At 57.5% G+C, this 19050-nt stretch carries 12 protein-coding genes; 3 read left to right on the top strand and 9 right to left on the bottom strand.

Annotation, left to right across the window (positions count from 1 at the left end; all coding sequences use genetic code 11):
- Positions 1-199: 199 nt before the first annotated feature.
- The 6 genes from otnI to QRN36_RS25880 form a co-directional block, all read right to left on the bottom strand.
- A complete protein-coding gene (gene otnI / locus QRN36_RS25855) occupies positions 200-991 on the bottom strand; it encodes a 2-oxo-tetronate isomerase (RefSeq protein WP_285426630.1) in 792 nt (263 codons plus the stop codon).
- Positions 992-1024: 33 nt separating this feature from the next.
- Positions 1025-2485, bottom strand: a complete 1461-nt coding sequence (locus QRN36_RS25860; RefSeq protein WP_285426631.1) for an SLC13 family permease — start codon at positions 2483-2485, stop codon at positions 1025-1027.
- Between the two features lie 82 nt (positions 2486-2567).
- Entirely contained in the window at positions 2568-3206 is a 639-nt protein-coding gene (locus QRN36_RS25865) for an aldolase (protein WP_285426632.1), read from the bottom strand.
- Entirely contained in the window at positions 3203-4495 is a 1293-nt protein-coding gene (otnK, locus tag QRN36_RS25870) for a 3-oxo-tetronate kinase (protein ID WP_285426633.1), read from the bottom strand. The genes QRN36_RS25865 and otnK overlap by 4 nt, the downstream gene beginning before the upstream one ends.
- A gap of 10 nt (positions 4496-4505) precedes the next feature.
- Positions 4506-5411, bottom strand: coding sequence for an L-threonate dehydrogenase (ltnD, locus tag QRN36_RS25875; protein ID WP_285426634.1), 906 nt, complete (start codon positions 5409-5411; stop codon positions 4506-4508).
- Positions 5412-5703: 292 nt separating this feature from the next.
- On the bottom strand, positions 5704-6525 hold the full coding sequence (locus QRN36_RS25880; protein WP_093468381.1) for a DeoR/GlpR family DNA-binding transcription regulator: 822 nt from the start codon (positions 6523-6525) through the stop codon (positions 5704-5706).
- Positions 6526-6756: 231 nt separating this feature from the next.
- Here QRN36_RS25880 and QRN36_RS25885 point away from each other — a divergent pair, with 231 nt between their 5' ends.
- The 3 genes from QRN36_RS25885 to QRN36_RS25895 all read left to right on the top strand — a co-directional run bounded on the left by QRN36_RS25885 (position 6757) and on the right by QRN36_RS25895 (position 8548).
- Positions 6757-7596, top strand: a complete 840-nt coding sequence (locus QRN36_RS25885) for a DMT family transporter (protein ID WP_285426635.1) — start codon at positions 6757-6759, stop codon at positions 7594-7596.
- A 14-nt stretch (positions 7597-7610) separates the two neighbouring features.
- On the top strand, positions 7611-7997 hold the full coding sequence (locus QRN36_RS25890; protein WP_093468388.1) for an MAPEG family protein: 387 nt from the start codon (positions 7611-7613) through the stop codon (positions 7995-7997).
- A 128-nt stretch (positions 7998-8125) separates the two neighbouring features.
- Positions 8126-8548, top strand: coding sequence for a cytochrome c (locus QRN36_RS25895; RefSeq protein WP_285426636.1), 423 nt, complete (start codon positions 8126-8128; stop codon positions 8546-8548).
- 65 nt (positions 8549-8613) lie between these two features.
- On the opposite strand, the gene QRN36_RS25900 is transcribed toward QRN36_RS25895, so the two are convergent.
- The 3 genes from QRN36_RS25900 to QRN36_RS25910 all read right to left on the bottom strand — a co-directional run bounded on the left by QRN36_RS25900 (position 8614) and on the right by QRN36_RS25910 (position 18814).
- Positions 8614-9033, bottom strand: coding sequence for a DUF1090 domain-containing protein (locus QRN36_RS25900; RefSeq protein WP_093468394.1), 420 nt, complete (start codon positions 9031-9033; stop codon positions 8614-8616).
- A 58-nt stretch (positions 9034-9091) separates the two neighbouring features.
- Positions 9092-10777, bottom strand: coding sequence for an NAD-dependent DNA ligase LigB (gene ligB / locus QRN36_RS25905; protein WP_285426637.1), 1686 nt, complete (start codon positions 10775-10777; stop codon positions 9092-9094).
- A gap of 153 nt (positions 10778-10930) precedes the next feature.
- Complete coding sequence (locus QRN36_RS25910) at positions 10931-18814, bottom strand: neuraminidase-like domain-containing protein (RefSeq protein WP_285426638.1); 7884 nt, start codon at positions 18812-18814, stop codon at positions 10931-10933.
- Positions 18815-19050 lie beyond the last annotated feature (236 nt).

The raw sequence follows: 19050 nt of genomic DNA on the forward strand, positions 1-19050 counted from the left end.
ACGTGAGCAAAACGGCCTGAAAACCGTTGTTTGCAACCATAGAATCTCCCACAGGGCTTGCGGTGTCCCGCCGGGTTGTGTCACCCCGCGAACTAGGTGGGAGTGAGCTTGCTCGCGATGGCGGTGATTCAGGCCAAAGAATTTTGGCTGATCTGACGCTTCGGGAGCACGCTCGCTTCTACAGTGGAGGCAGGGAGCATTACCCGGGATTACGCGCCTTCCAGTCCCGCAGCCACTGCAACCCTTCACTGGTATCGCCGCGCGGGCGGTATTCGCAGCCGACCCAGCCGGTGTAGCCCAAGCGGTCGATCTCTTCGAACAGCCACGGATAATTCACTTCACCGATGTCCGGTTCATGCCGATCCGGCACGCCGGCGATCTGGATGTGCCCGATGCCAGCAAAGTCGCGACGCAGTTTGGTGGTCACGTCGCCCTCGACGATCTGGCAGTGATAGCAATCGAATTGCACCAGCAGGTTATCGGCCCCGACTTCCTTGAGGATGGCCTGACCCTGATCCTGACGATTGAGGAAGAAGCCTGGAATGTCGCGGGTATTGATCGGCTCGATCAGCACGGTAATGCCAGCCTTCGCTGCTTCCTGTGCCGCGTGGCTCAGGTTTTCCAGATACACCGCGTGATGCTTCTGACGCAGCTCCTCATTTGGCAGCAGGCCCGCCATGACGTGAATCCGGTCATTGCCCAGGACTGCGGCATATTCCAGCGCTTTCTGGAAACCGCTGCGGAACTCGCTCTCGCGCCCCGGCAGCGATGCAATCCCGCGCTCGCCCTTGCTGAAGTCCCCCGGCGGGGCGTTGAACAGCGCCTGCGTCAGGCCGAAGTCCTCAAGGCGCAGCTTGATTTCTTCAGCCTTGAAGTCGTACGGAAACAGGTATTCCACGCCTTCGAAACCGTCACTGGCCGCAGCGGAAAAGCGAGCGAGAAAATCGTGTTGCGGATACATCATGCTGAGGTTGGCAGCGAAACGAGGCATGTTTTTCTCCTGTCTTGAAAAGGGCCGGAGCCGTCAGACGAAAGGCCAGAGCAGCAAGGTCATGAGAAAGCCCAGCGTGCCCAGTACGGTAACCAGAAAAGTCCAGGTGCGCAGGCCGTCACCGACGTTCAGACCGGCCAGTTTGGTGAACATCCAGTAACCGGCGTCGTTGATGTGCGACATGGCCAGGCCGCCACCGCCCATGGCCAGGCACAGCAGAGCCATGTGGTTGGCGCTCAGGTTCAGGGTCGCGATCAGCGGACTGAGGATACCGGCCGTCGTGACCAGTGCCACTGTGGTCGAGCCTTGAACGGCGCGCAACAGCAATGTCAGCAGGAAGCCCAGCGCGAGGACTGGCAGACCGGTGTTGCGCAACGCTTCGGACACCACCGCACCGATTCCGGTATCGACCAGCACTTTGCCGAACACGCCACCGGCGCCGGCAATCAGGATCACCATGGCAACGCCCGGCAGCGCCGAACCGATCACGTCCGAGACCTGACCGCGGCTCCAGCCACGGCGCGAACCCAGAATCCACGCACACAGCAGGGTGTCGATCAGCAGCGCAACCAGAGGTGCGCCGAGAACGGTCAGCACACTGCGCAGGCCGGAGTCGGCAGGCAGCATGGTGGTCGCCAGTGTGCCCAGCAGGATCAGAATGATAGGCAGCAGAATCAGCGCAATGATGATGCCCGCGCCCGGAGCGGGTGCTTTCGGCAAACGAGCGGCCAGGCTGCTGGCGCTTTCTTCCAGGCCCAGTTGCTTGCCGGAGTGGGTGGCGTCGGCGGTCTTGGAATAGTCGTTTTTCGCCCAGTCGACCAGATCCTGATTACTGATGTGCGGACCGTAGACTTCACTGCGGATGTCGTCGGTCATCGGGTAGGTCTTGCGCGTCATGCGTCCGGCAATCACGTAGCCGATCAAGCACAGCACGGCAACGATCGGCAGGCCGAACATCAGCACGCGACCCAGATCCGCGCCCAATTGTCCGGCAGCGGCAACGGCACCCGGATGCGGTGGCAGGAACGCGTGCACCGACAGCAGAGCTGCGCACATCGGCAGGGCGAAGATCAGCAGGGGTTTGCGTGCGGCACGGGCTACGCCGTAGGCCAGCGGCATCAGGATGATCACGCCGACTTCAAAGAACACCGGAATCCCGACCATGAAACCTGCGACGGTCAGCGCCAGTGGCGTGCGCTTGTTGCCGAAACGGTTGATCAGCGTCTTGGCCAGCGCTTCTGCACCGCCGGAGAGCTCGATGATCCGTCCGATCATGGCGCCCAGCGCGATGATGATCGCGATGTGGCCAAGGGTTTTGCCCATGCCGCCTTCGATGGTTGCGACCAGATCGGCCGGTTTAACGCCGGCCACCAGTGCAACGATGATGCTGACCAGCATCAGCGCCACGAACGGCTGGAATTTGTACTTGAGCACCAGAAGCAGCAACAGCGCGATGCCGGCTCCGGCGATGATCATCAGGAGTAGAGGAGTCATGTTGTGTCCTTTTTTATTGTTTTCCGGCATCGCCGGGGCCGTCGAAACCGTCGCAACGGCCCCGTTCAAAACGCTGTCGCGATTACCAGTTCACGCCGAACGTCTGGCGCAGTTCTTCCAGAGCCGCTGCGTCCAGCGGTTCGGGTTTGGGGTTGCTCATCAGCCAGAGCCGGGCGGTTTCTTCCAGCTCTTCCAAGGCGTAAGCGGCCTTGGCCACCGAGCTTTCCCAGACCACCGGCCCGAGCCGCTCGAGCATGACGCCGCGCACGCTGTTGGCCAGTTTCGCCACTTGCTCTGCGACCTTCGGCGAGCCTGGGCGCTCATAGGAAATCAACGGAATGTGGCCGACTTTCATCACCTGATACGGCGTGATCGGCGGCAGGATGTCGTCCGGCTTCCAGACGCCCGCCAGCGTCAGCGCTACAAGGTGAGTGGAGTGGGTGTGCACCACGCCGCCGACGCCGGGATTGCGGTCGTACACCTGACGATGCAACGCCAGGGTCTTGGACGGTTTGTCGCCCGAAACCCATTCGCCGGCCAGATTGACCTTGGCGATCGCGGCCGGGTCCATACGTCCCAGGCACGCGTCGGTGGGGGTGATCAGCCAACCGTCTTCCAGGCGGGCGCTGATGTTGCCCGCGCTGCCCACGGTGTAGCCGCGACCGAACAGCAGGCGGCCGATGTCGCAGATTTCTTCACGCTGTTTGTTTTCAGTGGTCATTGAGCGCCTCCGGCCAGTTGCTTGAGCGCTTTATCGAAGAAGTCGCGGCCACCGAAGTTGCCGGATTTCAACGCCAGTGCCAGTGGTTGCTGACCACTGCTGATCGTCGCCGGAACGCCTGGATCGATTTGCGCACCGATCTTCAACAGGCTGACGCCCAAGGCTTGAACCACCGCGCCGGAGGTCTCTCCGCCCGCGACGACAAAACGTTTCACGCCGGCATCCAGCAAGCCACGGGCGATTTTGCCCAACGCCTCTTCAACCATGGCGCCGGCACGTTCGACACCCAGCTGCTTTTGTACGGCTTTCACTTCTTCGGGGCTGCTGGTGGCGTAAATCAGAACGGTCTGGCCGGCGTCACGGGCGAATGCCAGTGCCTGCTCAACCACCGGCTTGCCATCGGCCAGCGCCAGCGGGTCAATACGCAGGGCAGGACGCCCGGCGTCGAGCCACGCGGCAACCTGGCCGTTGGTGGCGACGGAGGCGCTGCCGGCGAGTACGACTTCGCCGCCCTGGACTTGCTCGAGTCGAGCAGCGTCGATATCGCGCAGCTTGCCGGCTTTGCGGAAATTGTTCGGCAGGCCGAGCGCCAGCCCTGAACCACCGGTGAGCAGTGGCAGGTCGGCGCAGGCTTCACCGAGGGTGTACAGATCGGCGTCCGAGAGCGCGTCGGCAATCGCCATGACCACACCTTCGGCGCGTAGCTCGGCGATGCGCGCACGCACGCCATCCACGCCCTTGGCGATGCTGTCGTAACGCAGCAGGCCGACTTTCTGTTGGGTCTGCGATTGCAGGACACGCACCAGATTGGCGTCGGTCATCGGCGTCAGCGGATGGTTCTGCATGCCGCATTCGTTGAGCAATTGGTCCTGGACGAACAGATGCCCACGGAAAATGGTGCGGCCGTTTTCCGGGAACGCCGGGCAAGCGAGGGTGAAATCGCTGTTCAGCGCGTTGAGCAGCGCTTCGCTGACCTGACCGATGTTGCCTTTGGCAGTGGAATCGAACGTCGAGCAGTACTTGAAGAAGATCTGCTCGCAGCCCCGATCACGCAGCCAGTGCAGCGCGGCCAGCGACTCGTCGACAGCCTCGGCGGCTGGCGTGGTCCGGGATTTCAAGGCGATCACGATCGCGTCGGCGTCCAGCTCGGCCAGGCTGTCTGCACTCGGAATGCCGATGCTCTGCACGGTGCGCATGCCGCCGCGAACCAGCATGTTGGCAAGGTCGGTGGCGCCGGTGAAGTCGTCGGCGATGCAGCCCAGCAGAGGGCGCGGAGTCATGTTGCTCATCTGCGGCCTCTCAGTTGCTGTCTGGTTTGGCGGTCGGCAATTCGATGCCCGGGAAAATCTTGATCACCGCGGAATCGTCTTCGCGACCGAAGCCTGCGGTGGACGCCTGCATGAACATCTGGTGCGCGGTGGACGACAGCGGCAGCGGGAATTTGCTGGCGCGCGCGGTATCCAGCACCAGGCCCAGATCCTTGACGAAGATGTCCACTGCCGACAGCGGCGTGTAGTCCGCCTTCAGGATGTGCGGCACACGGTTCTCGAACATCCACGAGTTGCCCGCGCTGTTGGTGATCACTTCGTACAACGCATCGGCGTCGACGCCTTCACGCAGACCGAGCGCCATGGCTTCGGCGCTGGCAGCGATGTGCACGCCAGCCAGCAGCTGATTGATGATTTTGACTTTCGAGCCCAGGCCGTGAGCGTCGCCCAAGCGATACACCTTGCCGGCCATGCCGTTGAGGATGGCGTCTGCTTTGGCGTAGGAGTCTGCCGGGCCGGACGTCATCATGGTCATCTGACCGGCAGCGGCTTTGGCTGCGCCGCCGGAGATAGGGGCGTCGAGGTAGAGAAGGCCTTTCTCGGTCAGGCGCTGGCCCAACTCGATGGCGAACGTCGGTGCGACAGTGGCGCAGCCGATGATCAGGCTGCCTGGCTTGAGCGCGGCGACCGCGCCGTTTTCACCGAACAGCACGGTTTCAGTCTGCTCGGCATTGACCACGACAGTAATGATCACATCGCAGGCGGTGGCCATGGCGGCCGGAGAGTCACACGCAACGCCGCCTTCGCTGGCGAATTGCTCAGTGACGGCTGCGCGTACGTCGCAGGCATGAACGTTGAAGCCGCTGCGCAGCAAGGAGCGGGCGATGCCCAGGCCCATGGCACCCAAACCAATCACGCCGACGTTCTTGTTATTCATGAGTCTCTCCTCGGGTTGAGCGCCGAAGTTCATCAGCACTCGAACGGTGTTTGTTCTGATCTGTTAAAGATAGTGAACCTGTGAGCGGATAATGTGAAGTAATTTTTTCTGTTAACAAAATTTAACATTGATCATTTTTTGACCGCAAACAAAAAGCCTCGGCGGGGCCGAGGCTTCATGATGGGTGGTAGCAACGCTGGCCTGCGATCACAGTGAGTCAGCAGCGAGTGGTTTGACGGCACTCGCGCTACCGAGTAAGACCACGCTTGCACAAGAGAGCGTGCAGGCGAATTCAGCGCGGCTTGTCGACGGACGCCAGCATCAACTCGACGCCATGGGCGCGGATGCTTTCGGCGGGGCCGTGAGCCAGTCCGTCGTCGCTGATGATCGCGTCGAACTGCTCGAGCCCGGCGATCTTGTACATGCCGAACGTGCCGTATTTTGAACTGGTGGTAATCAACACACAGCGTGATGCCGCTTGCATCGCGGCCTGTTTGACCTCGACTTTCAACGCCGAAGGCGTTGTCGTGCCGCGCTGCAGATCCCAGGAACTGGTGGACATGAACGCCACGTCAGTCGCTAGCTGTCGCAGGGTCGCCGCCGCCAGGCCGCCGACGCACGAACGGTTCGGGTGGTCGAGCATCCCGCCGGTGTGAATCACATCGACATGCGTCGCGTCGGCCAGCGCATTGACCACGCCAAAATCGTTGGTGACCACGGTCATCCCGGACAAGGCGACGATGTACGGTACGATTTCCAGCGTGCTCGTGCCGGCGTCCAGATAGACCGTCATTTCCGGGTGCAGCAGGCCTGCGGCCAGCTTGGCCATCGCTTGCTTCTGCGGCAGCTCGACGACCGCCTTGGACTGATGACTGGGTTCGCTGTGCACCTGACTCGCGATGCGCACGCCGCCTGTCACCGAGTAGGCACGGCCGCTCTGCTCGAGCAGGGCGATGTCGCGGCGGATGGTCATGTGCGAACAATCGAACATCTCCATCAGCTGATGCACGCTGAGCACTTGATGTTTGCGCAACTGGCGAAGCATCAACTCCCGGCGTTGGTCGGGAATCATGGGTGCTGCGCCACTGACGGTGGCGTCGTCTTCGCTGGACATTCAGGCTCCTGGCATCGAAGTGCAGCCGCTGTCGGCTGTCGTGGCAGGCATCTTAGCCAAACCTGCGGCTTGTGGCAGCAGGCAGCGATCACGACATGAGCGATACGCATGACGTGTCGCCATCGGGTCAATCCATTATCCTCGTTCGCGCCGGCGCGGCGAGAGGTCGCGGTGCTCCGGCCCGAGCGACCCATCGCACGCTCGTAGAACCACGCTAACAGGGAGACGTCATTGCTCGCCACGATATTGGTGCTGATCGCAGCACTGCTGCATGCCACTTGGAACACACTCATCAAATTCAGCGGCGAGCGCCTGCTGGTCATCGCCAGCATGGACGTCGTGGCTTTTTTTCTGGCAGTTCTGACCATCGGGTTCGTTGCTCCACCGCCTTTGCACATCTGGCCGTGGCTGGTCGCCTCGGCGCTTTTTGAAGTGCTCTATCGCGCGTTACTGATCAGGGCTTATCGCGTCGGCGACCTTGGGCTGGTCTATCCGCTGATGCGCGGGCTGTCGCCGCTGGTGGTGCTGGTGCTTACGCTGATTTTTGCGGGCGAGCAGCTGACGGCGCAGGAGATAGTCGGTATTTTGCTGATCCCTTGCGGCATGATCTGCCTGCTGTGGCAGGGCGGCGGCGGTGATCGGCTGCCTTGGTCGATGCTGCCGGTGGTGGGGCTGATCGGATTGTGCATCGGCAGTTACACCTGGATTGACGGGCAGGCACTCAAGCGTGGCGTGGCCCCGCTGGATTATCTGGTCTGGCTGACGTTCATCAGCGCGTGGCCTTTTCCGCTGCTTGCAGTGGTCAACAAGCGCCCGGCGTTCATGTCGTTCTGGCGAGAGCAGTGGAAACTGGGGCTGAGCGTGGGTTTCTGCGTGTTATTCAGCTACGCCCTCGTACTCTGGGCGATGCAGTTGGGATCGGTCGCACAGGCCGCCGCATTACGTGAAGTCAGCGTCGTGCTCGTGGTGCTGTTCGGTATGCGTTATCTGAAAGAACCTTTCGGTGGCCCACGGCTCTTAGCTTGTGGATTGGTGCTGGCCGGGATGCTTCTGATGAAGCTCACATTCTAAAAAAGGATATTGGTATGACGGTTGCGTTTTGGTGCGTCTTGATCGTGATTCTGTTGCCGCTGGTCTGCACTTCGATCGCGAAGTTCAGCAGTGGCCGATTCGGCGCCCGGCAGAACCACAATCCGCGGGACTTCCTCGACCAGCTCGAAGGTCTCCCTCGCCGCGCTCACGCCGCGCAGCAGAACAGCTTCGAGGCGATTCCGGGATTCGCGGCCGGCGTAATCATCGCCCACGTCGCAGGCGTCGCGCAGTTGGTGACCATCGATGTGCTGGCCGTTCTTTTCGTGACGACACGTCTGCTCTACATCATCTTCTATCTGGCGGACCTTGCTGCGTTGCGCTCGCTGGTGTGGTTCATCGGTCTGGCGCTGGTGGTTGCCCTGTTCGGCGTTTCTGTCTGATCCGGGTTTGAATCGTATTGATTTTCACGGCTGTGCCGGTTCAGTCAGTAGTCGTCATGAAGTCAGAATCCAGTGAGTTCATAAGGTTGTATTCAAGGGCTTTGTCACGGTCAGCGGCAAGTCTGATCGTGGCAGCTGCGCTGCTGTTGAGTGGCTGCAGTGGGCCTGACGCGGATTCTCCGCTGGCACAGCGCAAGGCGGTCTTCAAACAGATGCTGAAAACCAGCGAAGACATCGGCGGAATGCTGAGAGGGCGTCTGCCGTTCGACGGGCCGGCGTTTGCAGCCGGTGCGGTCAAACTCGACGCCCTTTCCCACGAGCCCTGGAAGCATTTTCCTGCCGTCAAAGAGTCCGAGCACACCAGCGCCAAGGACGCTGTCTGGCAAAAACAGGCGCGATTTCAAACGCTGGCAAGAGCGCTGGAGACCCGCACCGGCGAGTTGGTGGTCGCCACTGAGCAACTTCAACTGACGCCTGCGAACATGATCCCGCCCATGAACAACGTCGAAGACGCCTGCGACGCGTGCCATAAAGAGTTTCGCGACCACTGATCCCGCGCGGCTCCAGCCGATGGCCTTGCTGGAGAATGCGCAGCGGCCGCGCCATTCAGATCCGCCTATTCGTCGTCTTCGTCAGGCTGAACCTTCTCCAGTTCCTCCTGTGCGTCCTGCAATTCTTTGCGGGACTCGGCCAGCTTGTCTTTGCGCTTGTTGATCTTCTCTGGATCGCCTTTGTCCATCGCCTTGTTCAGATCAGCCTGACGACGGCTGACCTCGCGCTTGGCATCCAGCACTTTCTGTTCCTGCTGTTTGAGCAGTCCTGCATCGGTGCAGTTGGCAGTGGCTTCGCTCAGGGCTTTCTCCAGCCCGGCCTGCTGGCTGGCATTGCCGGCCGCTTTGGCCTGTTCGATCTGATTGCTGATGTCCTGACGCTTGGCTGCGCAGCCGCTCAACTCCGGCGCCTGCTCGGCGGCCAAAGCTGGAACAGCCAGCAGGCCACATGCAGTGAACATGATCAGCGGTGACAAGAATTTCATGGACGCTCCTTGAATACACACATCCGGACGCTGCACACAATCGTCCGGCCATAAATGACTAAAAACCCTGAATACCCTGTTCCCGCAGTTGCTCACTCAACGCCTGCACGTGCGGGTCTTGAAAAAAAGCGTGCAATTGCTTCGCACGACCCGGGCCAACACCGCTTTGCGCTTGCCACTGATCAACGCTGCGAGCGGCGAGCGCCGACCAGGAATCCCCAAGAGGGGCACCTGCGGCCGGCGGTAAACCGATCGCTTTGAGCCAGATAACAAAGGATTGTTCGCGAGCGCCCTGGAAAGTCTCCAGCAGTTTAGCGCTGCTGCGCGAGCCGAGACCGGGAATGTTAGCAAGTTGTGCACCATCAAGGGTCATCCAGTCGAGCAACCCATTGATATGTCCGGCATTTATCAGCTTGTCCCACGTGCCCGGTCCGACTCCGCTGAGTGCCAGTCCTTTCTTGCCGCTGAGCCATTTCAGGCGTTCCCGGAATTGGCCTTCACAGCCTTCGACCGGTTGCCAGCAACTCAGCGAATGGTAGTCGGTACTCACCGGAATCTTCAGGACCTCACGCTCAGCACTGCGCGAGACCACGCCGTCCAGTCGCGGGATCGTCAGCCCGGCGAGACTGATCGCCACCTGATCGCCCGTGCGAATGTCGAGCTCCTCCCAGCGTCGCAGCGAGCCGACGCTGATACGGCTGATCTTGCGGTCGTCCAGCTGAACAGGAACCAGGTCCAATACCGGAGTGATCTTGCCGCTGCGGCCGACGTTGAAGTTGACCTTGCGCACTTCGGCCAGTGCCTGGGCGAAAGGGTATTTCCAGGCAGCGATCCAGTAAGGCGCCTTCGCCTGCCAGCGCTGCGAGGTGGGTCGCTCGCCCTGGCGGATAACGACACCATCGGTCGCGAACGGCAGCGGACTGCGATACCAATGGTCGCGCCAGCGCTGCGCCTGATTGAACCCCTCCATCGGTTCACTGAACCGCAGACTGTCTTCGAACCCCAGCGCCCTGAGCCCCGCCAGTCGCTCGTGCATCGCGGTCGGGCCGTCGGGCCAGTCCCAGACAAACAGTCCGATACTGGCGCCTTCGGCTTCGCTGATGAATTTGCGTGCCATCAAGCCTGCTACCTTGCTTCGGGCATTGAGACTGCCGGCATCGGCCTGCACATGATCGTCGAGCTTCCAGTACAACTCGCCCTGCAACACCAACGTATTTTCCCACGCAAGATGATGAGGAATCGACGCAATCTGGTGCGCATGGCCGACCCAATCCTGACCGGTAACCCCGTTGCCGCGGCTGATCATCTGCACCAGCTTTCCGCTTTCGTACACCAGCGTCACGGCCACGCCGTCCACTTTCGGTTGAATCCACAGATCCGAGCGCCCCTTGAGCCAGGCCTGCACGGCCATCTCGTCGCGCAGCTTGTTCAGACCGGTGTGAGGCACAGGATGGGCGATCGTGCCCCCAGACGTTTTCAGCGGATCATCGCCGGCCGCGGGCGACTGGGCGAAGCAACTGCGCAGATAAGCCAGACGCTCGCGCGACTGGTCGTAAAGCTCATCAGCCACCAACGACACGCCCTGACGATGGTAGCTGTCATCCCATTTTTCGATCTGCGCCTGCTGCAGCGCGATCTCGCTGCGGGCTTTGAAGGGCGACCAGTCGGGGCAGGATTGTGCATTGACCTGGTTAGCCAGAAGAAGCAGTGCGCAGAGGGCCAGTGTGCGAAGTGAGAGCAGCATCGAAGCGTCCTTGCTTTGGAGGAGCGAGGAAGGCTACGCCGCCTGAAAATCTTCTGCGATTGAGGGTTGGTTACCGGGTGTTAACGGTCTCGCGATGATAAAGCCCGAGGTTGCGGCTGATCCGCCACCTCGGGCCTCCACGTTGAAACATGCCTACTTTTCAGCCTTCATAAGCGTCGTCACCGTATTAGTGAAGTCCTTGCCTCCGTCCCGCGCGGTATAGACCAGCTGTATCTGGATGTTTTTGAGCAGGCTCGTCTTCCCGTCGATGCTCGTCAGCTTTTTCAAAAAGTCGGCATCTGTAAAGCTCAACTGCCAGCGTGAAATAGCGCCTGTACCCTCGAAGGGCAGGTATCGCCCGTCGTGGAACATCAATTCATACACCCAGTCAGCCTTGTCGAAACCCAATCCGTCATCGGCTTGCGCGGACGAAAGCGCGATTTGTTGTTGAGCCCTGAGATTTTGTCTGATGCTGTCGGGTGCTTTGGTGCCGGGCTTATACAAATAATCCGCGCCTGCCTCGGTCGGTTCGGTCAAGATCGTGCTGTCTGTTTGCGTGAGAATGGCGCTGACGTTCTCGAAAGTGGTGCCGGCCTCTGATGCCATCACGAATGACACTGAAACGTGCCTGATTTGACGCAGGTAATGCCCCGGATAGTTGTTGTCGAAATCCAGCGACGTGAATCCGAAAACAAGGGGATTACTGGACAGCGTTTTGAGTTGCTCAAGCCACTGGTCGTCCGACTGCCCGCGCCTCACATCTATCGTTTTCTTGATGCACAGGCGTCTCTCATTACACTGGATATGCGCGTTTTCCATTTCTTGCAAGTTCACCAGCAGTGACTCGCCAGCCAGCATGCCTTTGTAAGAATCCACCCAGGCGCCGGTTTTGATAAAAGCAGGCCGTTTGTAGTCGCCAATTTCATAGCGCCAGGCCGCTTCGGTGGTCAGGCACAGAGACAACACGGCGTCGTAAGCGGGGCCATATAGCAATTCCTGTCTGGCGACCATCCAGTTGTAAGTCGGGACGCTTGTGAAACAGGTGGTCATTGCCTCATGGGCTTGTTCCAGGTTCTGGCGTTCAGCTCGAGCGGCGTCGAGAGTGATGGTTGCTGCGTTAAGCTCGATGTTGGTTTCTTTGATTTGCAGGTCTATGGACTGGATGTCCAGTTCGGCTTGTTTCAACTCGAACTTCCATCCGGCTGCCCGGCGTTCGTAGCCACTTTCCATCAGCAACTGCTGTGACGTAAATCTGCTGACCATGCTGACGCCTCCCAGGTATGCAATCGCAACGCTCAAGCTTGCGGCGTATCTTTGACCGCCAAATGCAACCCCGAATATGCACGGCACTGATTCTAAGAGACCTTTGCCGACGGACAAGGGAGCTTTGGCGGTCTCAAAAGCGGAGGCCAACGAGATGAGTCCAGTGGCGGCTTCCTCCATCGGGGAGCGGCCGACGTCAATCAGATTCGTGTAGTAATCCCTCCTGAACACAGCTGCCTGCCTGCCCAGCAACAAGGTACTTTTTTTGGCTCTGACGGAGTTGATCGACTCCTGCTGAAGCCTCATGGTGAAGTCGGATATCTTTATTTCCTGCTGTTTGAGCAGGACTGACAGTGTCGTATTGAACTCGTCCTCCATCAGCTTCATGTAGTGGCGGCCCATGTCCTGAAGTTGCTGCACGGCCGCACGGGCCATCGGGATGAGCTGGCGGAAGCGATACCCGGGAATTTGAGCCCGATCACTGTTGTAGGTACTGATGAGCTGGCCGATGCCACGCTGGCCAAATCCAAACGAGTCTGCGCCCTCCGTGCGCCAGTCCATCACTGGCAAAATTTTGCCATCGAGCGTCAGCCCGTGCCTGAGGTTGAAAAGGCGATGCTCCAACGTTCTCCGGGCAGTCGTAATCCGCTCGTTGATCGGTGCACGAAATAGCGAATGGTTCACGCGTTGCAGTGGCATCGGCACCCAGCGAGACATTGACGCGCGTTCCGGCAGCGGTCCGATCAGCTTCAGTGCCTTCTGATAGCAGAGCCAGGCATGGTTAAGCGTGCTAGGCGTGAGCTGCCGATAAAAATGATCGCCTTGGCGCTGCCAGTTTTCCACCATCGACAGGAACACTGCCTGCCGGTTATACCGCGACAGGATAAATGCCCGGGTAGTCGGGTCGACCGCCTTTTGCAACTCAGAGGTGCCCGTGCCGACTTCAGCCAGCGGGCGAGTGTTCCAGAAAGGTGGGCGTTCTTTTTGGTCTCTCTGCGTTCTGTAGGGATCGAACAAATACTGAGTGTACCAACGCTCGGCCTCATCGAACTGTTGTTGTTCGCTCAGGCGAGTGGCGACTAGATTCGGCAAATGCAGAAACAACTCCCTGAAATAACCGCCATTGGCACCATGGAAGTCGACTTGTGGTGCCGGAGTGTTGGCATCGATGGTCGGTTCTTCGATGCATTGCGCATCCCACTCCAGTGCGCGCTCAACACTGCGCGTGGCCCGCGCCACCAACTGTTTGCCAAACAAGGTGTTCAGCCGAATGGCGTCCGAGGGGAAAGCAGGGCTGCGTCCGGCGACCGAGCTCAGGTCCAGATATTGCGCTTGTTGATCATTCCGTTTTATCGCCATATCCCACGTCTCATCATCTAACCCTTGGTAGTTGAAAGTGGCGAAGACGTTTTGCGAGGGGTCACCTGCTTCACATAGGGCGAACATATAATCGCCCGGAGTTGAACAGGTGAAATCCTGAATGATCTCCGCCTGACCGTTAGCTATGACGCTTTGCTCGGCCAGTCGGCGGAACGATTTTTCTTCAGGCCCCTTGGCATACAGCCGCAGATCAATTTTTTCGTAGGCTGCCGGGTTGACGCTAATTTTTATCGGAAAAGACTTTATAAGTTTATCAGGGGTGTGAAAAAGCTCGATCCTGAAGCTGTGTTCTAATAAGTAATCGACTTCATCCAGCTCAATCCTGTACGTTCGGCTCCGCAGGCTTGAGGAGGCGGATTCGTCGGGCTCGATTTTCTTAGAAACATTTTTTCGATGGGTTTTAACAGAGTAGCCTACCCGGATAGGAATTTCGTCGGTAGTTTCTAGGTTGATCACAAGTGTGCATCGTTCTCCAACTTTATAAGAAATATCGTTCTGCTGAACGGTGACTTTATAGGGGGCATGGGCTGGCGAAGGGTCAGTAGTCGCGATGATGGATCTGATAGCGGGGTCGATAGATTTATTTAATATTGATTTAGGGTAGTTTGCATTGATCTGTAAGACGTTGTCACGTTTGTGTAGGACACCTATAGTGATCGGGGATCTTAGGTTAACAAATAGTTTTTCTTCTGAAGCAGTGGGGTCGTAAAGGTTGTAAATGTCGGTGCTGCTTGCGGAATAAGGGCTAGTCCAAGCAGGTAATTTTTCTATTAAAGGGTATTTTTCCATAATTTTGGTAAATTGAGCATCATCTAAAAAGTCGCTTGTCGCCTCAGCGTACCTTTCAAATTCAGTTGATTCTCCGGTGTAAAAATGTGGAGTTGATAGCGAATTCTCTTTATATTGATCTAGTCTGTAACTCATGACACCCCGTCTCTCTTTTTTAAATGTAATCTGGCGTTTCTCTGCCGAGTCCGGGTGCTGAATTTTTCTCACATCGCCGAAAGCTTTATAAGCTGAATTGCTAAACGCCTCCGCAATTGTTGCACTCGACAATTTTTTCTTGTCAATGAGCAGCAAATCTCTTGATTCAATAAAATAATCCCTGTTGAAAATTCCACAACTCGTGGAATTCGCCGGTTTAGCGTCGGCAGCATAGTTGCAGTTATAGAGCATCACTCTCAACCAAGGGTCCTTGGCGCGTTCTCCCTCCGCGTCTACCAGTGCGATCAGGCCGGGCACATAAGTGTCGTCTTTCAGGTAAGCATTACCTGCATCCGGCAGCCGTTTGCCATCTTTCGTGCCGTCCAGGCAAAGAAGCTCGTTCGGCGGGGACCAAAAACCATTGCTTTGCTTATAAATGTACTGGACGCTGATTTTCTTGAACTTGGTGGGAGTCTGATTTTTATCGTCCGCAGAGGGCAGGCCAACCATACCCCGTTCAACCCAGAACACATAAGAGCGACCTTCGATCATCACCGGGCGAATGGCGTCACAGCTATGTGTGGCCATTGAGTCCCTATAAGTGCTCTGTACGATCTGACCGGTTGGAGTCACGCTGATCTTCTCCCATTCACTCCATGCAAGCGGGCTCAGGCGGTGTTTATCGTCATGCAGCCCCATGTCTACGGACCGCCAGTAATATTCAGGCGGAGAGGCATTGGTCTTGCCGATAAAGTGGTAAGTGTCTTTTTTTGGATCGACGCCATCCAGATACCCGCTGACCACTTGCAGGTTGCTGGTCTGCTCGAATTTGGTCAGGTAGCCGGTGATGGCTGTCTGCAATAATTCGGTATTAAGCTTGCCTTGATTGAGCTCTACCTCCAGTGCCTGAAAAGCGCTGCTCTTATGAGGGCGGTTGGCATAATAGATCAGGTTCTCTGGGTGGTTGAGCTGCGTCTGCCTTATCTTCCAAATTCCATATTCACTCAGGTACTCCCGCCAGAAGTCCGCTTTGTTTTGATCGATAATATTAGTCAGATACCCAGGGTCCAGACGAGCAAACAGTCTGTGCAGGTAATGTTGAAGGCTGGCCGTTGCTTGCATCACCACGTTTGTGTTGACAGCGGAGCTCACCCAAACATCAGTCAGAAAGTAACTGGAAAGGTCGTCATGGTTCGATATAAAACGCTTCAGGGGTGGAGTCGATACTGCCCAATAGCCCAGCAGGTAAGCCGCGAGCGCATTTCGCCAATGTTCTCGAAGCGCAGGTTGCATCGCCGCCAGTTCTTCATCGCTGCAGGCGCCCATCAGTATCTGGGCACTGCTTTCTACATCGCTGAATGAAGATTCACTGTCGAGCAGGCATAAATCCAGAAGTGAGCGGCATGACAGCCCGGTCTTTTCGCACAGCGACTGTTGCTGAAGAATAAAGTCAATGTCGCCGATGGTACTGGGCACACATTGGACATACGTGTACTTCGTTTCGGTTTCCGTAACCGACGCGTCCGAAGGATAAACCTCAAGTTTCACCTGAGATCTCGACTCGGCAGGCTTCATATTGCTAATGCGTGTCCATGCGGCAGGATTGGTTGTAGGCAGGTATTGATCTTCACGCACCTTTAAGGTGCCAGGGTTATCTTTTAAAAATTGCACAAATTTGTCGTAGATTCGCTCCACCTTTGGATCTTTTGTATTGGTCCTCTGGGCCTTTAGATATCGTTCGAGTAGTGCCCCCAGCCCTTTGAGGACATGATTTTTCTCGCAGTAGCGGTACCAGTGCATTTCCGAGGGGGTCAGCAAGCTGAGAAAATCATCAAAGGTTTTTTTCAATCCGGCGACTTTCACCTCGACAGACGGCAATGCCGTTGCGATTTCGCTCTCCGGCCAGCCGATGAGTTTGCCGAGTCGTCTGGCGGCTTGCAGAGGCGCATCCGCTTGATCGCTGGAGGGGAGCTTGGCGAAATAATCCAGCGCATCGTCTTCGGCGAATCCAGCGTTTTGACATTTATTAATCCATTCCCGATAGCAGCCGACCTGGTAGCAGAGTTCAAGGGTAAGTGCGGGCGGGTGCGAAGGGGATTGACCCTGACTGTCGGTGTCGCCGGCCAGTTCGAACCAGTCTGGGTGATCGAGCAGGGCGGTCAGTCCGGCAGGGCTTAACTGAAAATATTTAATCACCTGCGCGTGTCGAGCAAGCTTGTCCCACGACTCAAGATTCAGCCCTTCGAGCGTTGCTGCGGTTGAAGTGGCATTGTCCTGGGCCGTCAATACGTCAGCCAAGAGCGTGTAACGGCTTTCTTCAACCCAACGCAATAGTGCCAGCGCATGCTCCGGCGTGAGTGCGCGTCCGTCTTCACCCTTGCCCAACGCTTGACTGAGGATGTGCTTGACGATGTCTTCCTGCGCGACGGTTGCATTGGTAATCAGCCGTTCCAGTGCTTCGCTTACCGGGTCAATGTCCACAGTTGCTCTCAGCAGCGCATTGGCACTTTTGAGCTTGCCCTTGAGTGCGTCTGCCAGCAGGTCGGCCAGTTTCTTGTCGGCGGCCAGGGCGGCTGGCTTCACCAGGCCCCGAGCATCCAAAAATGCCGACAACGTGTCGAGCCAGGAACCCGATGCGGGCGACACCGCAGAACCGACTTCCTGCGCAATTTGCGTTTCGGTCAACAGCGAAGCCCCAATGCGTGTAAGCGCGTCGACGAGGGTTTGCTGGATGCGTGCATCCAGTCTGATCAGGGGCTTGAGTTCAGCACTGATATCACCGGGCAGCGGGGTTAGCCAACTCAGTAACGCTTGTGCGGGAATACGTTGTCGCCTTAGCCAGATTTCGAGGTTAATCAAGCCGGTCAATAGGTCGAGGATGTCGCATTCCCCTGCTTCGGTAACTTCTTCGCTCCCGTCGTCTGCGAAATAGACCTCGTCTCGAGTGATCTCAGGCTTACCTGCAAGTTGTGCCCACACTCGCGGATTTGATTGAGCCAGTAACGCTATAAGGCTGGTGCCCTCGTCCATGCTCAGCCGTAACAGACGAGGCAGTCTGGTCAGACGATAAAGTGAAGAAAAGACGGGCAGGGACAAACTCGGTTTTTTGAGCCCCAATGCCTGAACCACCTGTGTCAGGTAAATATTCGCTACGCGCTCTTCCAAAGCGAAAGCGCGGCAGATGATCCCCATAGGGGATTTGCTGAGGCTATCGCTGGTTTGGGTGGTGGAACTGATTTCAAACTCGCGACCATCTAGAGTCAGCCAGGTCGCGACGTCGGCCAGTTGTCCTGCGCCGGGGCCATCGAGAACGCGGTCGAGGAAAGGTGTTTCTTCACCCACCGCGTAGGGCGTCAATCCGTTGATGAGCGCAGCGAACTGTTCGGGGGTGACCTTGTATTCATCGCGCATGTAACTGAAGACGCCCAGTGCTCTGAGCGTGTTTTGGGTGAAGTGGAAATCCTGGGTCTGACCTTCCGCGCGCAAGGCTGCCATTACCAGAAGATCAACCTGCGCGAACGGTATTTGCAGCGCATGCTGCAGATGAATCATTTTATGAATGCGGCGCAAATGCTCTGCACTTGCACCTTTTAGTCTGAGATTGATGCCTGGCCCCTCGAAAATATCTTCCAGAGACACCGCAGGTGCAGTTGCATTATTGATGAACACTGCACCATAAATATGGCCGGCGAGCGGTGCTGTTTCTTGTGCAGAGCCGAACGCACTGGATCGTTTTACCGTGGTGATGGCTTCGCTGCCGTCGTCAGGAACGCCCGAAGTGGCGAGCAGCTCCAGAAAGCTTTCCGGCTTCAATCCGGTTTGTCTGCACAGGGTGTCGACATCGATCAGTTGATCGAGAATTTTGCTTGTGTCGCCAGTGACCCCATAGAGCGTTTGCAGATAGTCGCTGCTGGTAATCGCTCTGTCTTCGAGTAACAAGGATTGCAGCGCGGGATTGAGGCCAGCTGCCTTCAGCATCACTTCCCTGAGTTCTTCAGTGCGCAGGTTGTCGGCAGTGAAGTTTGGATAACTGTAATGGCTGCGTTGGAGCAGGTCGAACTGTGACGTGTTCTTCTGTTTCAACACTGACTTGATCTGCTCCAGAGGCAAATGGAATGGCAGCTGGGCGGGGTAGTGCGCCTTCGCGATTTCTTCTGCCAGAACTTTGTCTTTGCCTGCGTGCGACTTGGCGGTCCTCTCCATCGCATCAATCGCAAGGGTGAGAGCCGGAAGCTGATCTTCAAGGCTGCTTTGATTCAGAACCTGCTCTTCGATATCCGGACGTCGCTCGGCGAGCTTGATCTGCAGAGCGGCATCACCGATGGCCTCCAGACTCAACGCTTGCTGGTAGAGCGCGTGAAGATACGCCAGAGGCCCGACGTTGGATTCCAGGGCGTCAGGCGCGCATTTGTCGGCGACTTGTTCGGGAAAGAGCCTGGCATAGGTGGCAGAGGTGAGGGTGTCGTCCATGATCGAGTTCCTTTTTACGCTGGATGAAATCGCGGGATACGCATTCAATAAACAGTGTAGGAACAAGGGGCGAGTTCGATCGAAAGTGCTGATGAGGTGTTTATGGATGAAATAACAGATATATCAACGGCTTGAAGTTCGTTATCGCCAGTCGCGATAACACTAATCGCCAATCGGTTTAGGTGGATACCCGCTAATTAGGTTGCCCGTCATCCCGTTTGAATCTGTACAACCTC

It is taken from the genome of Pseudomonas sp. efr-133-TYG-103a (assembly GCF_030209235.1).
GTDB lineage: Bacteria > Pseudomonadota > Gammaproteobacteria > Pseudomonadales > Pseudomonadaceae > Aquipseudomonas.